Below are 19,543 nucleotides of genomic sequence, written 5' to 3'. Positions count from 1 at the left end.
GATTGCGACGCACGACGAGTTCAACGACGTACCTCCACGATGGCAACCATCCAGTGGGTGAGTTCATTCGATCCGGTGAACCCGGCCTCGCGCCCCGACGGCCTCGGAACGCCGACCCCGGGGCTTGGATCGTATGGCCGCGGTGCGCGATCCTCGCCGGAACCGCCGTTGTTCCGGCTCTGCCGCACTCCGCACTCCGCACGCCGAAGGCCGAACGCCGGAGCACGAATGCAGTGGCGCGCACCCGGAGCGCGGGGGCCGGAGAGCGGACGGTCCGGCGCCCACGGACAGCCGGGAGCGGGTGCGAAACCCGCCCCCGCTGCCGGCTACGGACGGGCGTACGGCCGGGTCATGATCTCCATGTTGTGGCCGTTCGGGTCCTCGAAGTACGCGCCGCGCCCGCCGAACCAGTCGTTGGTCTCGTCGGCTCGGGAGTGGCTGGGGTCGGCGTAGTAGGTGACCCCGAGCGCCTCCAGTCGCGCGATCATGGCGTCGAACCGGTCGTCGGGGACCAGGAACGCGTAGTGCTGGGACTGGATTGGTTCGTCGTTCTTCTCGTAGTAGTCGAGCGTCACGCCGTTGCCGAGGTCGACGGGCAGGAACGGCCCGAGTGGGGGGCCGACTTCCAGGCCCAGGATCGAGGCGAGGAACTCGGCCGCCTGCTGCCGATCCTTGGCGTAGACGGCGGTGTGGTTCAACAGGACCGTGTTCACCGGAAGTCGATCCCGGTCCTGTTCGTGTTCCTGCCGCCGTTGTTCCCGCTGTTCTTGCTTCCGGTCGTGCGACATCCGTGGAGCCTCTCCAGGTCTCGATTTTCCGCTGGGATTCGGCGCGCGCGGGCGCCGGAGGGGAAGAAAAGGAGAGGAGAAGGCGGGGCTCTGGCCCGCCTCGGACTCACGCCGAGGCCGGGTGCCCTACTCGTGTATGGCCCATGGCCGACCCGGCAGTCACCCGACCGACGTTAGTGCCCGAGCCGGACCGAGGCAACCATCGGGACCGCGGGCGCACGCTGTGTGGTCCGGCGGCGAGGTGCTTCCGGGCGAAGGCGACGGCCCTTGTGTGGGTGTGAACCGACGCGCCACGCCGACTGATTCATCCTGATATGTCGCAGCCTCGACTACATTGACCTCCGAGGAGGCGGATCTTGACGTCGGACACGCCATGAAGCACATGTTGTCGGCCGGCACAGACCCGGCCGGGCGGCGGATGGTGTTGTGGGGGCTGCTCCGCGGCGCGCTGATGTCGGCCCTGATGCTGGTGGTGTACTACCTCATCCCACTGGATCGTCGGCTCGACATCCAGGCCGCCATCGGACTCGTCGTCGGACTCGTCGCGTTCGTCGCGCTGGTGGTCCGGCAGGTCGACGCGATCGAGCGCTCGGAGCGGCCGCGCCTGCGTGCCTACGAGGCGGTGGCCGTCTCGCTGCCCTTCCTGCTGGTGCTCTTCGCCGCGACCTACTTCCTGATCGACTCCGACCAGGCGGACTCCTTCACCGAACGGATGTCCCGCACCGACGCGCTGTACTTCACCGTCACCGTCTTCGCCACCGTCGGCTTCGGCGACATCGCGCCGCAGACCGAGACCGCGCGTGTGGTCACGACGATCCAGATGCTGGTGGACCTGGTCGCGCTGGGCGTGATCGCACGAGTCATCCTGGGCGCGGTCCGGGTGGGCCTGCGCAGGCAGTCGGGTGGATCGGACGGCGATGCCGTTTCCGACCTCGACCCGGACCGGGACGACCTCCCGGAGATGCCTCCCGACCCGCCCCCACCCGGCGCGTAGGGCACCTCGGACGACCGGGCTCGAGGAAGCCGCCCGATCGGGGTTTACGACCATAAACTCATCTGTAAAAACGCCTTGCGATCATCACATCCACCCGGCCTGCTTCCGTGTGTCGACCATTCCCGAAAGGGCTCGACCGGCACAGGATGGTGCCCGTCGTTTCCGGCTGGTCGGAACGGTGGAAAAGCCCGCAAGGAGAGGAAACGACGATGAGCGACGCCCCGGTCGTCACGTACGGAAGCTATCTGCGCCTGGACACGCTGCTGTCCTGCCAGGAGCCGCGGACCGAAGCGCACGACGAGATGTTGTTCGTGGTCATCCACCAGGTCTACGAACTGTGGTTCAAGCAGATCCTGCACGAGGTCGCGTTGCTCCAGCGCCAGTTGGAGGGCGGCAACGGCGCCGGCGCCCTGCACACGGCACGTCGGGTCGCCAAGATCCTGAAGACGGTCGTCGGCCAACTCGACGTCCTCGAGACCATGACGCCCCGGCAGTTCGCGTCCTTCCGCGACGCGCTCGGCACCTCGAGCGGGTTCCAGTCGGCGCAGTTCCGCGAGTTGGAAGCCGTGCTCGGACGCCGGGAGTTCGGGTCCTTCGAAACCGGTCACGAAGAGCGGCTCAAGGCCGCCGCGCACCGCCCGTCGGTGTTCGACTCGCTGCTGCGCCACCTCGCCGTCCTGGGCTACGCGGTCCCCGCGCGGGTCCTGGAACGGGACACGAGCGTCGCGTGGCGACCGGACCCGGAGGTCCAGGAGGTCCTCGAGGCCGTGTACCTCGACGAGACCGCGCACGCGACACAGGTCTGCGAGGCCCTCGTCGACATCGACGAGGGCCTCCAGGAATGGCGCTACCGGCACATGAAGATGGTCGAGCGCACCATCGGCGCCAAGATCGGCACGGGCGGCTCCGCCGGCGCCGAGTACCTGCGCGCGACGTTGTTCTCGCCGGTCTTCCCCGACCTGTGGGAGGTCAGGTCCCAGGCCTGAGCCGCACCCCGCGGCGCAGCCCGGGGCCGGCCCCGGGCCCGGGCCCGGCCCGACTCTGCCCGCCCCATCCGCGGATCGGCGGCGCGCCCTACTCCGTCCGCAGCGCCGTCGCCGTGCGCGCCTTGGCCGCCCAACTCGCGGGCAGGGCCGCGCCCAGGACCGCGATCAGCACGCCCGCGAGACCGAGCAGGACCAGTTGCCACGCGTCGTACACCTCGAGGATGCTCGGCGGCAGGTTGGTGCCCGCCGCGTGCCCCATCACCGGCACCACATAGGCGTGCAGCGCGAACCCGGCCGGCACACCGACCAGGCCGCCGAGCAGGCCGATGCCCGCGACCGAGGCGAGGACCAGGCTCAGCGTCTGCCTCGGCGTCATGCCCAGGGCCTTGCACACACCGATGTCGTGCACGCGCTCCCTGGTGTCCAACACGACCGAGTTGAGCACGCCGAGCGCCGCCACGGCGACCAGCATGAGGGTGAGCAGGACGGCCATCGTGTTCAGGATCAGGATCATGCCCTCCGCCTCGGTGGGGGAATTGACCAGCACATCGCCGCCCAACGGCCGTACCACCGCCTCGAGTTGCCGGGCGTACTCGGCGGGTGACAGGCCCGAGCCGACCTCGACCAGGAAGATGTCGGGACGGGCGGCGGCGAAGGCGGCGAGGTCAGCGTGCAGGCGCATGCCGTCGTCCGAGGTGTCGAAGGCCTCGCCGACAATCCGCAGGGTCTGCGTGTCGCCCCGATAGGTCACCCGTACCGGGTCGCCGATCCTGGTTCCGGTGCGTTCCAGGAAACGGGTGGGCACCGCGACCTCGCCGGGTCCGGCGATCCAGTGCCCGGAGATCATCTCGTAGCTGCCCGGCCGGGAATCGCCCTGGTACAGCGTCGCCCGAACCGAGCCGGCCACCCCGGTCACGGTGACGTCCGCCTGGGCCAGGCCGTAGTACGACGCGGTGCCCCGCTGCGCCTCGATCGCGGCGCGCACCCGTGCCGTGTCGACGGCGGCCTCGGCGGTGTCGCCCTTCCCGGGCTGCGGTCCGCCCGGCCCGACCGGTCCGCCCGGCCCCTCGGACAGCCCGCCGCCGATGACGGTGATCGCGGCGCGGTTCTCCGGGTCCTGCGCCTCGCCGACCGCGTTCAGAGACGAGGTCAGCCCCACCGCGAAGGTCGCCGCGACCGTACCGAAGGCCACCGCGAGCAACATCGCGAGCATCCGCACCGGGTGCGCGAACGGACTCGCGAGGCCGTACGTCAGCGCACGCGGCAGCGGCAGCCGGCCCGCCGCGCGGTGCGCCCACTGGCCCCGTCCGGTACGCGGCGCGCGGCCGATCGCGATGGCCTCGACCGTACGCAGCCGCCCGGCCCGCAGCGCGGGCACCAGCGCCGCGAGCACGACCACCAGCAGGGCCGCCGCCGGCACCAGGACGTCCACCCACCAGGCCACCGCCAGCGACGTGTCGCCGTAGACCTCCTCGGTGTCCGACAGCAGCGGCAGCGCCATCAGGTTGCCCAGTACGACACCCACCCCGATGCCGACGGAGGCCGGGATCAAGGCTTGGGCCACATAGGCCCGGACCACCTCGCGCGGGGTGAAGCCGATGGCCTTGAGGATGCCGATCCGGCGCAGCCCGGTGCCGACCGCGCCACTGACGACGCTGCCGACGATGATCACCGACATCGCGATGCCCAGCGCGCCGAACGCCATCAGGAACGGGATGGTCGGCGCGGCGTTCTGATCGGCGGCGCGTTTGGTGTCCAGGTACGACTGGCTGCCCAACAGCGCGTCGGGCGGTACGGCCGCGGCGAGTCGCGCCCGGGCGGCGGCGATGTCGTCGTTGCCGCCCGCCGCGGCGAAGCGGTAGAGCATCTGGGTGGTGAGCGGCCCGGTCGACGCCGCGATCGCGGTGACCTGCCCGGGCGTGGCCCACACGTCGGCGGTCTTGCTCGCCGACATGGCGATGCCCACGATGGTCAGGGTCGGGGCGTCCGCGGCATCGGACGCGCGCAGGATGGAGCCGAGCCGGATGTCGGGGCCGCTGAAGGAGGCGGACACGACGATCTCGCCCGGGCCGGCCGCCCATCGGCCGGACCTCAGGTCCAAGTCGTCCACGTCGGCATCGGGACCGGGCCGCCCGACCAGGGTCAGCGGTGGCAGGTGCCCGCCGCCGCCGGTCACCGGGCGCAACGTCGTGGACGGGAACGGCCCCGCGGTCGCGGTGACGCCGGACTGCCTTCGGGTGGCGTCCAGTTGTGCCGCGCTCGCCGCGGCCGGGTCGTACTGCACGCTCAGGTGTGCGCCGTGCTGCTGTGCGAAGGCGTGGTCGAACGGCGCGTTCGCGGCGACCATGAGCGACCCGGCGACCACGGCCGAGGCCACCGCCATCATCGTGGCCAGCGCGATCACCAGGGTCTGCACCCGCCGTCGACCCACACCGGAACGCACCACCCGGCCCAGTGCGGAGCCGCCGAGGCCGATCATCGGACGGCCTCCGCGCGCGTGTCGAGCGCGAGGTGCCCGTCGACCAGATGGATCGTGCGGCTCGCGCACGCCTGGGCCAGCGCCAGGTCGTGGGTGACCAGCACGATGGTCTGCCCGTCCCGGTGCAGGTCCACCAGCAGCTCCCGTACGTCGTGCCCAGACGCGGTGTCCAACGCGCCGGTCGGCTCGTCCGCGAGCAGCAGTGCGGGCCGATTGACCAGCGCCCGGGCCACCGCGACGCGCTGGCGTTCGCCGCCGGAGAGCCGGCCCGGGTAGGCGTGGGCGTGCCGTTGGATGCCCAGCACCTCCATCAACTCGGCGGCGCGGGCCGCAGCCTTGCGCCGGGAGGAACCGGTGAGTTGGGCCGGAAGCCGGATGTTGTCGGCGACGGTGAGGTCGTCGAGCAGGTTGAAGAACTGGAAGACCATGCCGATGTGTTCGCGGCGAAAGCGGGCCAGCGCGTGCTCGTTCAGCCCGTCGATCCGCCGGCCGGCCACGGTCACCGCGCCCTCGGCCGGCTTGTCCAGCCCGGCGATCAGGTTCAGCAGCGTGGACTTGCCGCTGCCCGAGGGACCGGTCACCGCGAGCGCCTCGCCCTGGGCGACGCCGAGGTCGAGCGGTCCGAGCGCGGGTGCGCCGGCGCTGTCGTAGCGCTTGGCCACGCCCGCCAGTTCGATCACGTGAGTCATGGGAGTCGTCCGTCCTTGACGTCGAGAGGGGGAGGTGTCCTTGCCGGCTCAGCGAACGTAGGGGCGGGCAGCGATCCGGCGCGTCGGCCGCCCAACCGACATCCGACCCTCCGCGCGGAGGACCCGGGCGCGGGGTCATCCCTGCGAAGTACGTCGCACGGAGCGCGGCTTGGTCGCGCGGGCGGATGCGGCCCCGCGTGGGCGGACCGCACAATGAGCCGGTGGATACCGAAGACGAGCCGGGGGTCCGGCGTGGATGGCGGGCGCAACTGGCGTTCACGCTGCGCTCGGAGGCGGGTACGGCCCCGCTCTCGCGGCGGGCGATATCAGTCGATGTGGTGTTGGCCGTCGTGCTGACCGTGCTCGCGCTGGTGGTGGCGGCTCGGTATCCCGACAGCGGTCCGGTCCAGGACGCGCGGCAGGTCCCGTACGAGTCCGCCGAGCATCCGGCCCCACGGATACCGCCGGTTCAGCCGGTTCAGCCGGTCCCGCCGGTTCAGCCGGTCCAGCCGGTCCAGCCGGTTCAGCCGGTGCCGCCGGGGGGCCGGCCACCCGAGGAACGGAGGCCGTCCTCCGTCAGCGGTCCGGTCCAGGACGCGTGGCAGGTCCCGTACGAGTCCGCCGAGCATCCCTCCCCACCGCGACCGCCGATACCGCCGGAGGGCTGGCCGCCCGACGAACGGGGACTGTCCTCCGTGCCCTGGCCGTTCCTGGTGCTCTCCGCGCTGCCGCTGGCCGTGCGACGCCGGTACCCGCTGGCCGCGTTCGCCGCGGTGCTGAGCGCGGGGGTGGCCATCGGCGAGGACGACGCGTCCTGGATCAACGTGCTGACCTGCGTGATCGGCGCCTACAGCGCCGTCGTCTACAGCCGCTACCGGGTGCGCGCGGTGTCCGTGCTGGTGGGTGCCGCGGTGTTGGCCGGCGCGGCGTTCCGGGACTCGGCGCCGATCCTGCCGGGCTGGTCGAGCCCGGGAGTGGTGCTGCTGGTCGCGGGCGGGATGGCCGGCCTGGTGCTGTTCTGGCGACGGCAGTTGGCGGCGAGCCGGGATCGGTACACCCGGCTCCAGCAGGACCAACAGGAGGCCACCCGCCGGGCGGTCGAGGAGGAGCGGTCCCGGATCGCCGCCGAACTGCACGATGTGGTGACGCACAATGTCAGCGTGATGGTGATCCAGGCGGGGGCCGCGCGCAAGGTGATGGACGCGGCGCCGGAACGCTCGAAGGAGGCACTGCTCGCGGTCGAGGCCGGCGGGCGGGCCGCGATGGCCGAACTGCGCCATGTGATGGGACTGCTCGCCGCCGCGGACCACGAGCGCCCCGACGACCTCGAACCCCAACCCGGACTCGACCGACTGGACGAGCTGATCGAGCGGGTGCGCGCGTCCGGTACGCCGGTGCGCGTGGCGATGTCGCTGCCGCCGGACCCGCTGCCGCCCGGGGTGGATCTCGCGTCGTATCGGGTGGTCCAGGAGGCGCTGACCAATACGATCAAGCACGCGCCCGGCGCGGCGGCCAGTGTCGTCATCGGCTATACGGGGGACTGCTTGGAGATCGAGGTCATCGACACTGGAGGCACGCACGGCGGCCGGTCGATGGACGGCAACGGCCGGGGGCTGATCGGGCTGCGCGAGCGGTTGGCGGTCTACGGCGGCGAGTTGACCGCCGGGCCGACCCTGGTCGGCGGGTACCGGATCCGGGCCGCGGTCCCGTGGCGGACGGCGTGAATCGACCGGCGCTGCGGGTGGTCATCGCCGACGACCAGGCACTGGTGCGTACCGGCTTCGGGATGATCCTGGCCTCGGACGGCATCGAGGTGGCGGCCGAGGCGGCCAACGGGGTCGAGGCGATCGCCGCGGTGCGGCGCACCCGACCCGACGTGGTGCTCATGGACATCCGCATGCCGCAGATGGACGGCATCGAGGCCACCCGCCGGATCCTCGCCGACGGCGGCTCGGCCGGCACCCGGGTGATCATCCTGACCACGTACGACCTGGACCATTATGTCTACGCCGCGCTCACCGCCGGGGCCAGCGGTTTCCTGCTCAAGGACGTCACCCCCGAGCAACTGGTCGCCGCCGTGTGCCTGGTCCAGGCCGGCGACGCGCTGCTCGCGCCGACCATCACCCGCCGGCTGATCGAGCGTTTCGCGCATCGCGACGAACCGCGTGGAACGCCGCATCGCGATCTGTCCGAGCTGACCCCGCGCGAGTTGGAGGTGCTCCGGCTGCTGGCGACGGGTCTGAGCAACGCCGAACTCGCCGAGCGGTTGTCGCTGAGCCCGACCACGGTCAAGACCCACATCGGCCGCATCCTGTCGAAGCTGAACCTCCGGGACCGGGTGCAGGCGGTGGTGCTGGCGTACGAGACCGGGCTGATCGCACCGGGCGGCGCGGCCTAGCGGCGGCATCCGGTATCGCTCGGCGTCGCCTGCCCGGTCGGGCGAAGGCCGACGCCCGCATCCCGCTCCTGCGCCGGCGGCACGCGTCCGCGACCCGTGCGCCTGGCCGCAGCGCGGCCGGCCACCGAGTCCGGTATCCCGCGCTCGCGCCGGATGCGGCGCTCGCGGGCGGGTGCCGTGCGCGGGCTGCCCCTATGCTGCCGATCATGGGGAGTCTTTCGCGCATATCGGTGTGGGTGCCGCGCGGTCCGGCCATGGGGATGGTGTGCACGGCGGCCGTCGGCGTGCTCGTGGTGGCGTTCACGATCGTGGACATGGTGCCGATGGACGGTACGGACACGCTGGGCCTGGTACCGGTCTTCGCCGCGTGTGCCGCGTTGTTCGCCCGCCGGGATCACCCCATCACAGTGCTGCTGCTGACCCTGCTGGCGTCGGCGGTGTACTACCCGTTCGTGGTGGCGGACGGACCGCTGTTCCTGACCTTCGCCGTGGCCCTGTACAGCGCGGCGGCGCACGGGCACCTGGTGATCACCATGGTCGTCGGCGCCGGATTCGCGACCGCCGTCGGCGTCTCCGAACACCGCGCCGGCGCGAACCATCTCGCGGACGCCGCGCTGTTCCTGATGTTCGGCTGGATCGTCGCGGTGATCGCGATCGGCGGGATGCTGCACAACCGCAACGCGTACCTGGCCGAGGCGCATCGCCGCGCGGAGGAGGCGGAGCACGCCCTGGAGGCGGAGGCCCGGCGCCGTGCGGTGGAGGAACGGCTGCGAATCGCACGGGAGTTGCATGACGTGCTGGGCCACCACCTGTCACTGATCAACGTGCAGTCCGGGGCCGCGTTGCACGGTTTCGCGCGTGCCCCGGACCGGGCCGAGCAGGCGCTCGACGCGATCAAGCGGACCAGCCGCGACGCGCTGCGCGAACTGCGCGAGACGCTCGGCGTGTTGCGGCAGGTGGACGAGGAGGCGCCGACGGCGCCCGCGCCCGGCTTGGCCGCGCTCGACGAGCTGATCGCGCACATGGGTCGGGCCGGTATCGAGGTGCGCCTGGAACTACCCGGCGACTCACGGCCCTTGCCGCCGGCAGTGGATCTGGCCGCGTATCGGATCGTGCAGGAGGCGCTGACGAACGTGACCCGGCACTCGGGGGCGGCGTCGGCCGTGGTGCGGATCGAGTTCGAGGAGAGGCGGGTACGAGTGCGGATCGACGACGACGGGCGGGCCGGGGGTTCCCCGGACGGCCGCGACGCGGTGCGTCCGGAGGATGCCCACGGTGCGGCGGGTGGACCGGGCGGCGGGAGCGGGGTCGCGGGCATGGGTGAACGGGCCCGGGCGTTGGGCGGCGAGTTCGAGGCCGGCGCGCGGCCGGGTGGCGGGTACCGGGTCAGCGCGTCGTTGCCGCTGCGCCGGGAGGGCGCCGCGTGATCAGGGTGTTGCTCGCGGACGACCAGGCCCTGGTCCGGGCCGGCCTGCGCTGGATCCTGGACAACGAGGACGACATCACGGTGGTCGGCGAGGCCGTCGACGGCACGGAGGCGGTCGCGCTCGCGGGCGAACTGCGGCCGGACATCGTGTTGATGGACATCCGGATGCCGCGACTGGACGGCCTGGAGGCGGCCCGACGAATCATCGCCGACGAACTCCTCGCCGAGGTGCGGGTGGTCATCCTGACCACCTTCGACCTGGACGAATACGTGTACGGTGCGCTGCGCGCGGGCGCGAGCGGCTTCCTGGTCAAGGACACCGAACCGGTCGAACTGATCCACGGCGTACGGGTGGTCGCGCGCGGTGACGCGCTGATCTCGCCGACGATCACCCGCCGGCTGATCGCCGAGTTCGCCGGCCGGGTCGCGCCGCCGGAACCGGACCCGCGGGTCCGGGCGTTGACCGATCGAGAACGCGAGGTGATGGCCCTGGTCGCGGCCGGGTTGTCCAACGACGAGATCGCGGCCCGGCTGGTGCTGAGCCCCGCTACGGCCAAGACGCACGTGAGTCGGATCATGACCAAGGCCGCGGTCCGCGACCGGGCCCAACTCGTGGTGCTGGCCTACGAATCGGGGATGGTGACGCCCGGCTGGCTGGGCTGACCGGATTTGGGCCGGTGCGGGAATGGCCGGGGCCGGTCGGGGGCGGCTCCGGGACCACCCGCAACCGGGGGTGTACACCGGACGCAACCGTGGGGGTATCCGCCGGCGCGGCGGGCCCACCGGGGGCGTCCGGCCGTACCGTGCCTGCGCAGGACGCCCGGCGGCCGTCCTGCCGAGAGGCTTGTGGACAAGAGACACCACGTCCCCAAGCCCCTCCTGCGGATCGAGGAAGCAATGTCCGAGACCCCGGTTTCCTACCCCCCGCCCGGCGTCGACCCCGGCCCGCCGGCCCGGCGACGCACCGACCGCCCGAGCGTGTTCGAGCGCATCGCGGGCTGGGCGCACCGGCGCCGCAAGGCGGCCCTGCTGGCATGGGTCGCGGTGCTGATCGCGGTCAGCGGCATCGCGATGGCGATCGGCAGCGATTACCACAACGACTTCTCGCTCCCGGGCACCGAGTCGCAGCAGGCCGCCGACACGCTGAAGCAACACGGCGCAACTCAAGCCGGCGACAGCGTACAGATCGTCCTGCACGACAAGGCGCCGGTGTCGGTACCCGCGACCCGGGAACGGGTCGAGCGCATGCTCGGCGCGGTACGCGACCTCCCACACGTGGCCGAGGTGCGCAGTCCGTACGACGACGCGAACGCCGTCTCGCGGGACGGACTGACCGCGTACGCCACGGTCACCCTGGACGGCGTCGGCACGGACGTGCCCAAGGACGCGGTGACCAGGATCATCGATACCGCGCAGGCCGCCGAGACGCGCGAGGCGACGCTGCGGGTCGAACTCGGCGGTGACCAGATCCGCGGCGCCCAGGAGGGCGGCGGCGGTGCGGCCGAGGGCGCGGGCATGCTCGGCGCGCTGGTCGTCCTGGTGTTCCTGTTCGGTTCGCTCGTGGCCGCCGCCGTACCGCTGCTGACCGCCATCTTCGCGGTGGGCAGCACCCTCGGCCTGGTCGTGCTCGCCTCGCACCTGGCCAACATCGCCGACTTCACGCCGCCGGTGATGATGCTGGTGGGCCTGGGCGTCGGGGTGGACTACGCACTGCTCATCTTCTCCCGCTACCGCGCCGAACTGCTGCGTGGCGCGGACGCCGAACAGGCCACCCGACGCGCCCTGGACACCGCGGGTCGCACCGTGTTCTTCGCCGCCTGCACGGTGATCATCGCGCTGCTGGGCCTGGTCACGCTGGGCTTGGGCTCGCTGCGCGGCGTGGCGCTCGCCGTCGCGCTGACCGTACTGATGACCATGCTCGCGTCGCTGACCCTGCTGCCCGCGTTGCTCGGCCTGTTCGGCAAGCGCATCCGGCGCAACGTCGAGCGCCGCGCGGCCAAGAGCAAGGTTGTCGAGGGCACCCGCTGGCGCTCCTGGGCCGCCCTGGTACAGCGCCGTCCGTGGCTCGCGCTGATCGTCCCGGTCGTCGCGCTGGTCGGCCTGGCCGCACCCGCGGTCGACATGCGCCTCGGCTTCGCCGACGCCGGCAACGACGCGGCGGCCAAGACCAGTCGGCAGGCGTACGACCTGCTCGCGGACGGGTTCGGGCCCGGCTTCAACGGGCCGCTGTTCGTGGTCGTCGAGGGTGACGCCGGCGCGGCGGAGCAGACCAGGAGCACGCTCGAAGGCACTCCCGGGATCGCCGCGGTGAGCCCGATCCTGCCGTCCGGTGACCCGCGGGTGTCCACGGTGATCGCCTACCCGAAGTCCGCACCCCAGGACGAGGCGACCACCAGGCTGGTCGAGCACCTGCGCGAGGACGTCATGCCGGGCGTGGAACGCGGCACCGGCGCCACCGTCCTGGTCGGCGGCGGTACGGCCGCCGTCGAGGACTTCGCGGCCAAGGTCGCCGACCGACTGCCGCTGTTCGTGGCGATCGTGGTGGGTCTGTCGTTCGTGCTGCTCCTGCTGGTGTTCCGGTCGATCCTGGTGCCGCTGAAGGCCGCGCTGCTCAACCTGCTCAGCATCGGTGCCGCGATGGGCGTGATCACGCTGGTGTTCCAACACGGCATGTTCGGTGTGCAGGAGGGCCCGATCGAGGCGTTCATCCCGGTGATGATCTTCGCGATCGTGTTCGGGCTCTCGATGGACTACGAGGTCTTCCTGCTCGCCCGTGTCCACGAGGAGTGGCAGCGCACTCGGGACGCCGGGCACGCGGTCCGCGAGGGTCTGGCGACCACCGGCAAGGTGATCACCGCGGCGGCGGCCATCATGATCGTGGTCTTCGGCGCCTTCGTACTGAGCGAGGACCGCATGTTGCAGCAGTTCGGCCTCGGCCTGGCGGTCGCGATCCTGCTCGACGCGCTGGTGATCCGCTGCCTGATCGTGCCCGCGGTGATGCGTCTGTTCGGTGCCCGGGCCTGGTGGCTCCCGCGCCCGCTGGAGCGCGCACTGCCGCGGATCGCTCTCGAGCACGACTGACCCGCGAGGCGTCGAGCACACCGGTCGGCCGGCGGTGGCGGCGAAGGACTCACGTCCTTCATCGCCACCGCCCTCGCGCGTTCGACGTGCGGTACGCGGTCGGCCGCGAGTGAGCAGCCTCGGGCACGCCTTCAGGTGGGTGTGCGCGGGGCCGTCGACGCGAGCAGTAGGAGCAGCTCGATCACGAGGGCGACCAGGCAGGCCAGGAGGCCGAGGGCCAACACCGCGCCCTGGACCACCGGATAGTCGCGGTCGAGGATCGCCTCGACCAGGCACGAGCCGAGCCCGGGCCACGCGAATACGCTCTCCGCGATCACCGCACCGCCCGACAACGCGATGGTGGCGGTGAAGGCGCGGTCCAGGCCGCGTCGGTGCCCACCCCGGCGGCTGACCGCCACCGCGATCCCGAGCGGGACGGCGACGAAGGGCAGTACCGACACCACGGACAGCGCCGACTCGACGGCACGCGGCAGCCGTTGCGCGAGCACGTCGGTCACCGGCTCGCCGCTGCGGAACGAGGTGCCCAGATCGCCGGACGGCAGCCCGGACACGTAGTCGCCGAACTGTGCGACCCGCGACCTGTCCAACCCCAGTTCGTGCCGCACCTGTTGGGTTCGCGCGGAATCCGCGTTCCGGCCGGCGACGACAGCGGCCGGGTCCCCCGGTATCAACCGCACGATCGTGAACGTGCCCACGACCAGGACGCCCAACACGATGACGACCCCCACGAGGCGACCCAACAGACGGCGCACGCCATGCGTGGGCGGGTCGTCATCCGGCGCGCACGGATCGACCGGTGGCACGTCGACGCCGATGCTGGTGCCGACACCGTCGGCTCGGTGGACGCGAGTGCCCGGGATGGTCATGAACGCTCCTTGGCCGGGGGAGAGGAACGGACGGGCGGAGCAGCACGGTTGGGACGGATCCGGGGGCGAATGGGTTCCGTGGGAAATGGGATGCCGCAAGCGGGCCGTGGCGCGGACGCGGTGCGCCTGTCACCCGCGGCGGCGGGTCACCGGTGACGGGTCGAGGGCTGCGATATGCGCGCTCCGGCGGCCCGGTTCGGTCTCTCGCTCGGGATCGCCGGCCTCCTCTCGCAGGCCCCGGGCGTCGCCGACGGGCATCACGCGTGCGGCTCGGAGCGCGGGGGCGTCCACGTGAGGAGTCCGGTTGCCGGTCGTGCCCGCGCCGAGGCGGCCGGCTTCCCACCGGTGGACGGCTTTCGGCCCTTCGTCCCGGTGGTGGACGCGGCAAGCGGCGCGCCGGCGGTGTTTCGTGCGCCTCGGTCTCGTGGGCGGTGGTGTTTCCGCGGTGTTGTCCGAGTGGTCGGCCGGGCGTTTCTCGGGTCAGGTCGGGTTGCTTCGGTGGATGTGATCGAGGACCAGGCGGCCGCGTGGGGAGAGCCGGTAGCCGACGTCCAGGCTTTCGGTGAGGCCGCGTTCCTTGAGTTTGCGGACATCCACCTTGAAGGGGAGCTTCTCCCGGTCGACGCCGGCGGCCAGGTCGGCGGCGCGCACCGCGGGATTCGCGTCGATCAGTTCCAACATCGCGGTGGTCCACGGCCCGTGACCGCTTCGTGCGTCCAGGCGGCGCAGTCCCGCGACGATCTCGTCGAGCTCCTTCGCCGACAGGTCGGTGTCCGAGCGCAGGCTCACCCGTGGGTCGGCGCCGACGAAGCGCAGGCCGATCCGGTACAACTGCCGGTCTTCGCCGGGGCGCTGATGGGCAAGCACTTCCGCTCTGGTGGCGTAGCCGGCCCGTTGTGCGTCCCGGTCGGTCACACTCGCCTCCGATACGGCCGCGACCTCGTCCACCTCCAGCACGCCGACCTCCGTGCGCAGTGTGCTGCCGAGGCGGACGGCGGGCGTGCGCCAGCGACGGAAGGCGAGGTCGACGTCGCCGGACGCGATCTTGACCAGTACGTCGTGTGTGAACAACAACGGCAACTCCGTGTCCTGGATCCCGGCCGGCGCATGGCCCCGCCGACGCCGGTGTGCTGCCGGTGTGGTGCCCACGCGGCACGGACGACACACCGGGTCGATCCCCGAATACCGACGATACGGGCCCGGATGCGGGGCGGACGGCTCAGGCCCGGGGTTCCCGGAGGGTGGGGGCGAGGAGCGTGGCGACGATTTTGTGGACGGCTTCGGGTGTCGGTGGGGTGCCGTTCCGGTCGGCGAAGAGCATGTGGCCGGTGCCGATCAGGGTGGGGGCGAGCGTGTCGATGTCGGCGTCGGCGGCGATGCGGCCGAGGTCGCGTTCGGCGGTGAGGTAGGAGGCGAGCATGGCGGTGGCCTCCGTCAGGACCGGGATGCCGGTCGGCGTGCTGCGGCGGAGGCGGGTGCGCAGGTCGTCGCGGGAGGTGACGAGGCCGACGATCGCGACGGCCACCGATTCGAACAGGCCGGTCAGCGCGCCGGTGACGTTGTCGGCGACGGTCCCGGTGCCGGCCTCCTCGCGTAGGACGTCGGCTCGGCGGTCGATGCGGGCGATGCGGTCCAGTACGAGGTCGGCCAGGAAGGCGTCGAAGTCGGTGAAGTGCCGGTGCAGTACGCCCTTGGCGCAGCCCGCCTCGGTGGTGACCGCCCGGCTGGTCAGCGCGCTGGGGCCGGCGCGGAGCAGGACGCGCTCGGCTGCGTCGAACAACTGCTCGCGCGCGTCGCGGATGGCCGTTCCGGTGGGCACCGTGCATCGCCTCTTTCTGTCGCCGTCTCTTCGTGCCGTCGCGGTCCGATCGCGCGATCCCCTCGCGCGGGCTTTCGCGCCGTCCCATCGTGCCGTCTCTTCACGTCGTCTCGTCGTGCCGTGTCGATTCCGTCGATTCTCGCGCGTGCGGGTGGCCCTCGTTGACGAGTGGGCATCTGCCCATTCATAGTGGGCGCATGCCCACTATGCCGCCGGGGCCCGAGCGCGTACCCGGTTCCGAAGCCCCGCCCCACCTGCACCGCCGAATGGCCGAGTCGTTCGGCATGGATCCCGAACGCTACGACCGGGCCCGGCCCCGCTACCCGGACGCCCTCGTGGCGCGGATCGTGGCCGCCGCGCCCGGGCCCGCCGTTCTCGATGTCGGCATCGGTACCGGCATCGCGGCCCGGCAGTTCCGGGCGGCCGGCTGCGATGTGCTCGGTGTCGAGGTCGACGCGCGTATGGCCGCGTGGGCGCGCGGGCGTGGACTCGACGTCGAGGTGGCCGCGTTCGAGGAGTGGGACCCGGCCGGCCGAGCGTTCGACGCGGTCGTCGCCGCGCAGACCTGGCACTGGGTGGACCCGGTCGCGGGGGCGGTGAAGGCGGCCGAGGCGTTGCGGCCCGGCGGGCGGCTCGCCCTGTTCTGGAACGTGGAGCTACCGCCCTCCGAGATCGCGGAAGCCTTCGCCGAGGTCTACCGGCGGATGTTGCCCGACTCGCTCGCGGCACGGCGATGGGCGAGCGGCTCGGTCGGACACGCGGCGCTGTGCGCCGGGGCCGAGGACGGGATACGCGCCGCGGGCGGGTTCGACGAGCCGGAGCGGTGGCACTTCGACTGGGAACGGCACTACACCCGGGACGAGTGGCTGGACCAACTGCCCACCACCGGCGACCACACCCGACTCCCGGCGGCCGAGACGGCAGCGTTGTCGGCGGCTGTCGGAGCCGTCGTCGACGCGTCGGGAGGCGGCTTCACGATGCGCTACACCGCGGTGGCGGTGAGCGCGTCGCGCACCGAGGTCCGCTGACCGGGCGACCCGGTCGCGGGCGCCGGGCCGGGTGCTCGCCTTCGTCGCGCCGGGGCTCGCCGTCGCCGCGCCGGGCGAAATCGCGTGTCGGGCGGCACGTACGGATGCCGCCGCCTCGCTATCTTGGGCCGTCTCGGGGGAGCGCACTGGGCGATCCTCCCCGGACCGAGGAGCCGCGTGTGTCCAGGGAACCCGCTTTCGAGGAAGCCGAGGTGATCGTGTTCCGTGATGTCGCGGAGTTCGAGACCTGGTTGGACACGCACGTCGAACTGGCGGTCGGGGTGTGGCTGAAGATGGCGAAGAAGGGTTCCGGCATCGCGTCGCTGACCAGTGACGAGGCGGTCGACGTCGGCCTTTGCTACGGCTGGATCTCGGGACAGCGCAAGTCGTACGACGACGACTACTACCTGCAGAAGTATGTACCGCGCCGCCCGCGCAGCCGGTGGTCGCAGGTCAATGTGGCCAAGGTCGAGGAACTGAGCGCGGCCGGGCGGATGCGGCCCGCCGGGCTGGCCGAGGTCGAGGCGGCGAAGGCCGACGGGCGGTGGGAGGCGGCGTACGAGTCGCAGCGCGACGCCGTGGTCCCGCCCGATCTGGCCGCCGCCCTGGCGGAGAACCCGCGGGCCGCTCGGGCGTTCGAGGAACTCGGCCGGACGCAGCGGTACGCGGTGATCCTTAAGCTGATCACCGCGCGCACCGCCGCGACCCGCGAGAGTCGGCTGCACAAGGCGATCACCGAACTCGCGACGACCGACGCCGCCGGCTGACGGACGCCCGCGCCCCGCATTCCGCACGTGCTCGGGCGCGCCATATCGCCGAGGTGACCGGCTACGTGCTCGCCGCGCGCAGTTCGTCGCGCAGCCGCAGGAGCCGTCGGCCTCGCGCTCGGGCCGGCCGCAGCGCCGACGTGACGACCGGGGTGGCGCCCGTCAGCGCTGTCGTGGTGGTCGCGGTCGTGGTGCCGCGCGCGGCGGCGACCGCGGTGCCGAGGGCGGTGGTCGCGGCGAGGGCGATTCGTCCGCGACCGGCGCCGATTCGAGCGTGCCTCGCGGATATCGGCACCGCGGGCGTGCCATGTATCCACCAGTTCGGTGAATGCCTCTCGCTCCCCGAGTCGGCATCGCACCACCGGCGGTTCGCTGTGCTTGTCCCCGGCCACCACACCTCCTTGCCGACTGTGTGCCGGGTAAGTCGGTGGTGCGGGCGAAAGGGTTCACGACCCGAGGAGTCGACGGGAGCCGTCACACGTCCGTGACTCCCCGGATCCGGCTGATCCCGGCGGTGCTCGTGACCACGACGAACGGGTTGGCGATGGCCGCGCGTTGGGCGTCGAGGTACAGCAGGCCGCGCTCGCCGACGGTGAGCTGCGGACCCTCGGCGATGGTCGCGGTCCACCCGCGCGGGAGCACGTCGTCGGTGAGCGGTGGGTCGTACAGGTCGAGGATGACCTCGATCTCGCCTCGGCCCGGCAGCGACACCGAACCACGCGTCCGCAGGATGTCCATGTGTCGAGTGTCGGTCGGGCGACTCCCGTGCGCCGGCCCGGAAGCGAACGCGCCACCCGGGGTGTGGGGGCGCGGGGGCGCGGTCAGCCCTCGCTCCGGGTGAGGATGACGGCGTAGCGGCACTCGGTGGTGCCGGTGTTGGCGAAGACGCACGGGGTGGGCTCACCCAGTTCGAGCGTGTCGCCCGCGTCGAGTTCGTGGACCGTATCGCCCTCATGGAAGGTCAGTCGGCCGTCGAGCACCCAGACGACCTGGCGGATGAAGGCGAAGGCCGCGGCCGGATAGGGCACCCGGGCGCCGGCGGGGAGGCGGATCTCGGCGATCTCCGCGGGGAAGTGTGGCCGGGTGATCTGTCGGCGGCGATACCCGGTGGCGGGATCGCGCCACTGCGTGGCGTCGGCCAGGCGCCGCACGCGACCGGCATCCTCCCGGCCTTCGTCGTTCCCGGGCACGCCGTTGTCTCCTTCCTGCTCGCCCTCTCCGGCAGTGCCTTCGGCGAGAGCGAGCAGGGAGGAGACGCTGAGTCGGAAGGCGGCGGACAGCCTGCCGAGGATGACGGCGGTCGGGTTGCTCTCGCCGCGTTCGATCCGGTTGATCATGGCGCGAGAGACGCCGGAGGCGTCGGCGAGTTGCGCGAGCGTCCAGTGGCGCCTTTCCCGTTCGGTGCGGACGCGGGCTGCGATCTGCCCCACCAGAGGATCTACTATGTTGGACATGAATCCAATATACGAGAAATCCGAGTCGGCGAGGACCCACCCCGAGATCCCGGGATCACCGACGGCGAGCCGGGAGAACCGCGTCGCGGCACCGACGGCGGGTAGAGAGGGCGTCGGATCGCTCATCCGCCCGGCTCACTCCGGCGACGTGGACGCCGTGCTCGCCATTCGCAACCACGCGATCGAGCATTCGACGGCGCTGTGGACCGAGACGCAGCAGTCCCGCGCCGAGGGGGTCGCGTGGCTGGACGCGCACCTGGATCGCGGCTCGGCGTTCGTGGCCGAGGACGAGGGGGAGGTCGCGGGCTTCGCGGTCTACGGTCCGTGGCGAGGACTGGACGGGTATCGCCATACGGTGGAGAACTCGGTTTACGTCCGCGAAGGTCGGCACGGGCGCGGCATCGGTTCCGCGCTGATGACCACCCTCGTCCGCTCGGCAGGTTGCGCCGGCCATCACGTGATGATCGCGGACATCGAGGCCGGCAACGCCGCGTCGATCCGGCTGCACGAACGGTTCGGCTTTTACCACGTGGGCACGGTGCGCGAGGTCGGCACCAAGTTCGGCCGGTGGCTCGACCTGACGATCATGCGCCTGCCACTGACCTGAGCCGCCGAGGTGGTGCCGCCCCGGTCGATCAGGCTCCGCGGGAAAGGCGGGAAGGGACTTTTTCCCAGGCGGGCGAGCGGGGGCGGCACCATGCACGGCGAGGACAGGGTCGGGCGGGCGGCCGTCACCACCGGGCCGGTACGCAGCCCCAGTGGTCGGCC

At 71.9% G+C, this 19,543-nt stretch carries 19 protein-coding genes; 10 read left to right on the top strand and 9 right to left on the bottom strand.

The genetic code is table 11. The annotated features are described in order from the left end of the window. Window positions 1-326 precede the first annotated feature (326 nt). Window positions 327-788 (bottom strand): VOC family protein, encoded by a 462-nt coding sequence (locus tag ACZ4FV_RS27625; protein ID WP_395865201.1) that lies wholly within the window; start codon window positions 786-788, stop codon window positions 327-329. 373 nt (window positions 789-1,161) lie between these two features. Between ACZ4FV_RS27625 and ACZ4FV_RS27620 the strand changes: the two genes are divergently transcribed. Continuing rightward, entirely contained in the window at window positions 1,162-1,782 is a 621-nt protein-coding gene (locus ACZ4FV_RS27620) for a potassium channel family protein (RefSeq protein ID WP_395865199.1), read from the top strand. 209 nt (window positions 1,783-1,991) lie between these two features. Further along, complete coding sequence (locus ACZ4FV_RS27615) at window positions 1,992-2,768, top strand: tryptophan 2,3-dioxygenase (protein WP_402237033.1); 777 nt, start codon at window positions 1,992-1,994, stop codon at window positions 2,766-2,768. A gap of 88 nt (window positions 2,769-2,856) precedes the next feature. Here the strand turns inward: ACZ4FV_RS27615 and ACZ4FV_RS27610 are convergent, their stop codons facing one another. Together ACZ4FV_RS27610 and ACZ4FV_RS27605 are read right to left on the bottom strand one after the other, a co-directional pair. Beyond that, entirely contained in the window at window positions 2,857-5,247 is a 2,391-nt protein-coding gene (locus ACZ4FV_RS27610; RefSeq protein WP_465323522.1) for an ABC transporter permease, read from the bottom strand. Next, window positions 5,244-5,936 carry an ABC transporter ATP-binding protein gene (locus ACZ4FV_RS27605; protein ID WP_465323521.1) on the bottom strand — a complete coding sequence of 231 codons (693 nt, stop codon included), beginning with the start codon at window positions 5,934-5,936 and terminating at the stop codon, window positions 5,244-5,246. The genes ACZ4FV_RS27610 and ACZ4FV_RS27605 overlap by 4 nt, the downstream gene beginning before the upstream one ends. Before the next feature lie 221 nt (window positions 5,937-6,157). Here ACZ4FV_RS27605 and ACZ4FV_RS27600 point away from each other — a divergent pair, with 221 nt between their 5' ends. The 5 genes from ACZ4FV_RS27600 to ACZ4FV_RS27580 all read left to right on the top strand — a co-directional run bounded on the left by ACZ4FV_RS27600 (window position 6,158) and on the right by ACZ4FV_RS27580 (window position 12,841). Beyond that, window positions 6,158-7,660 (top strand): sensor histidine kinase, encoded by a 1,503-nt coding sequence (locus ACZ4FV_RS27600; protein ID WP_465323520.1) that lies wholly within the window; start codon window positions 6,158-6,160, stop codon window positions 7,658-7,660. After that, window positions 7,645-8,334, top strand: a complete 690-nt coding sequence (locus ACZ4FV_RS27595) for a response regulator (RefSeq protein WP_395865190.1) — start codon at window positions 7,645-7,647, stop codon at window positions 8,332-8,334. The genes ACZ4FV_RS27600 and ACZ4FV_RS27595 overlap by 16 nt, the downstream gene beginning before the upstream one ends. A 206-nt stretch (window positions 8,335-8,540) precedes the next feature. Then, complete coding sequence (locus ACZ4FV_RS27590) at window positions 8,541-9,761, top strand: sensor histidine kinase (RefSeq protein ID WP_465323519.1); 1,221 nt, start codon at window positions 8,541-8,543, stop codon at window positions 9,759-9,761. Next, window positions 9,758-10,423, top strand: coding sequence for a response regulator (locus ACZ4FV_RS27585; RefSeq protein WP_395865186.1), 666 nt, complete (start codon window positions 9,758-9,760; stop codon window positions 10,421-10,423). Before ACZ4FV_RS27590 ends, ACZ4FV_RS27585 begins: the two co-directional genes overlap by 4 nt. 234 nt (window positions 10,424-10,657) lie before the next feature. Further along, the gene (locus tag ACZ4FV_RS27580) at window positions 10,658-12,841 is read left to right on the top strand and encodes an MMPL family transporter (RefSeq protein WP_465323518.1); all 2,184 of its coding nucleotides are present in this window, start codon (window positions 10,658-10,660) and stop codon (window positions 12,839-12,841) included. A gap of 131 nt (window positions 12,842-12,972) precedes the next feature. On the opposite strand, the gene ACZ4FV_RS27575 is transcribed toward ACZ4FV_RS27580, so the two are convergent. The 3 genes from ACZ4FV_RS27575 to ACZ4FV_RS27565 form a co-directional block, all read right to left on the bottom strand. Further along, window positions 12,973-13,707, bottom strand: coding sequence for an ABC transporter permease subunit (locus ACZ4FV_RS27575; RefSeq protein WP_465323517.1), 735 nt, complete (start codon window positions 13,705-13,707; stop codon window positions 12,973-12,975). A gap of 480 nt (window positions 13,708-14,187) precedes the next feature. Beyond that, complete coding sequence (locus tag ACZ4FV_RS27570) at window positions 14,188-14,781, bottom strand: hypothetical protein (protein WP_395865180.1); 594 nt, start codon at window positions 14,779-14,781, stop codon at window positions 14,188-14,190. A gap of 145 nt (window positions 14,782-14,926) precedes the next feature. Then, window positions 14,927-15,526, bottom strand: a complete 600-nt coding sequence (locus ACZ4FV_RS27565; protein ID WP_465323516.1) for a TetR/AcrR family transcriptional regulator — start codon at window positions 15,524-15,526, stop codon at window positions 14,927-14,929. Between the two features lie 197 nt (window positions 15,527-15,723). Here ACZ4FV_RS27565 and ACZ4FV_RS27560 point away from each other — a divergent pair, with 197 nt between their 5' ends. Further along, the gene (locus tag ACZ4FV_RS27560; RefSeq protein WP_395865175.1) at window positions 15,724-16,554 is read left to right on the top strand and encodes a class I SAM-dependent methyltransferase; all 831 of its coding nucleotides are present in this window, start codon (window positions 15,724-15,726) and stop codon (window positions 16,552-16,554) included. Window positions 16,555-16,733: 179 nt separating this feature from the next. After that, window positions 16,734-17,321, top strand: coding sequence for a YdeI/OmpD-associated family protein (locus tag ACZ4FV_RS27555; protein ID WP_402237053.1), 588 nt, complete (start codon window positions 16,734-16,736; stop codon window positions 17,319-17,321). A gap of 61 nt (window positions 17,322-17,382) precedes the next feature. Here ACZ4FV_RS27555 and ACZ4FV_RS27550 read toward each other — a convergent pair whose 3' ends face one another. The 3 genes from ACZ4FV_RS27550 to ACZ4FV_RS27540 all read right to left on the bottom strand — a co-directional run bounded on the left by ACZ4FV_RS27550 (window position 17,383) and on the right by ACZ4FV_RS27540 (window position 18,775). Next, entirely contained in the window at window positions 17,383-17,616 is a 234-nt protein-coding gene (locus tag ACZ4FV_RS27550) for a hypothetical protein (RefSeq protein ID WP_395865171.1), read from the bottom strand. A gap of 179 nt (window positions 17,617-17,795) precedes the next feature. Continuing rightward, a complete protein-coding gene (locus tag ACZ4FV_RS27545; protein ID WP_402237056.1) occupies window positions 17,796-18,059 on the bottom strand; it encodes a hypothetical protein in 264 nt (87 codons plus the stop codon). 83 nt (window positions 18,060-18,142) lie between these two features. After that, window positions 18,143-18,775, bottom strand: a complete 633-nt coding sequence (locus ACZ4FV_RS27540; protein ID WP_402237058.1) for a helix-turn-helix domain-containing protein — start codon at window positions 18,773-18,775, stop codon at window positions 18,143-18,145. Between ACZ4FV_RS27540 and ACZ4FV_RS27535 the strand changes: the two genes are divergently transcribed. Further along, on the top strand, window positions 18,765-19,382 hold the full coding sequence (locus tag ACZ4FV_RS27535; protein WP_402237061.1) for a GNAT family N-acetyltransferase: 618 nt from the start codon (window positions 18,765-18,767) through the stop codon (window positions 19,380-19,382). The two genes, ACZ4FV_RS27540 and ACZ4FV_RS27535, sit on opposite strands and share 11 nt — an antisense overlap. Window positions 19,383-19,543 lie beyond the last annotated feature (161 nt).

Source organism: Embleya sp. NPDC025285, from assembly GCF_055558835.1.
The sequence above is the reverse complement of the archived record's forward strand: the minus strand, read 5'-3'. Positions and strand labels throughout refer to the sequence as shown.

Coding starts and splice junctions, on each gene's coding strand:
- ACZ4FV_RS27560 (WP_395865175.1), top strand. CDS start 15,724: ATGCCCACTATGCCGCCGGGGCCCGAGCGCGTACCCGGTTCCGAAGCC.
- ACZ4FV_RS27545 (WP_402237056.1), bottom strand. CDS start 18,059: ATGGACATCCTGCGGACGCGTGGTTCGGTGTCGCTGCCGGGCCGAGGC.
- ACZ4FV_RS27535 (WP_402237061.1), top strand. CDS start 18,765: ATGTTGGACATGAATCCAATATACGAGAAATCCGAGTCGGCGAGGACC.
- ACZ4FV_RS27620 (WP_395865199.1), top strand. CDS start 1,162: ATGAAGCACATGTTGTCGGCCGGCACAGACCCGGCCGGGCGGCGGATG.
- ACZ4FV_RS27610 (WP_465323522.1), bottom strand. CDS start 5,247: ATGATCGGCCTCGGCGGCTCCGCACTGGGCCGGGTGGTGCGTTCCGGT.
- ACZ4FV_RS27580 (WP_465323518.1), top strand. CDS start 10,658: ATGTCCGAGACCCCGGTTTCCTACCCCCCGCCCGGCGTCGACCCCGGC.
- ACZ4FV_RS27540 (WP_402237058.1), bottom strand. CDS start 18,775: ATGTCCAACATAGTAGATCCTCTGGTGGGGCAGATCGCAGCCCGCGTC.
- ACZ4FV_RS27590 (WP_465323519.1), top strand. CDS start 8,541: ATGGGGAGTCTTTCGCGCATATCGGTGTGGGTGCCGCGCGGTCCGGCC.
- ACZ4FV_RS27625 (WP_395865201.1), bottom strand. CDS start 788: ATGTCGCACGACCGGAAGCAAGAACAGCGGGAACAACGGCGGCAGGAA.
- ACZ4FV_RS27575 (WP_465323517.1), bottom strand. CDS start 13,707: ATGACCATCCCGGGCACTCGCGTCCACCGAGCCGACGGTGTCGGCACC.
- ACZ4FV_RS27605 (WP_465323521.1), bottom strand. CDS start 5,936: ATGACTCACGTGATCGAACTGGCGGGCGTGGCCAAGCGCTACGACAGC.
- ACZ4FV_RS27615 (WP_402237033.1), top strand. CDS start 1,992: ATGAGCGACGCCCCGGTCGTCACGTACGGAAGCTATCTGCGCCTGGAC.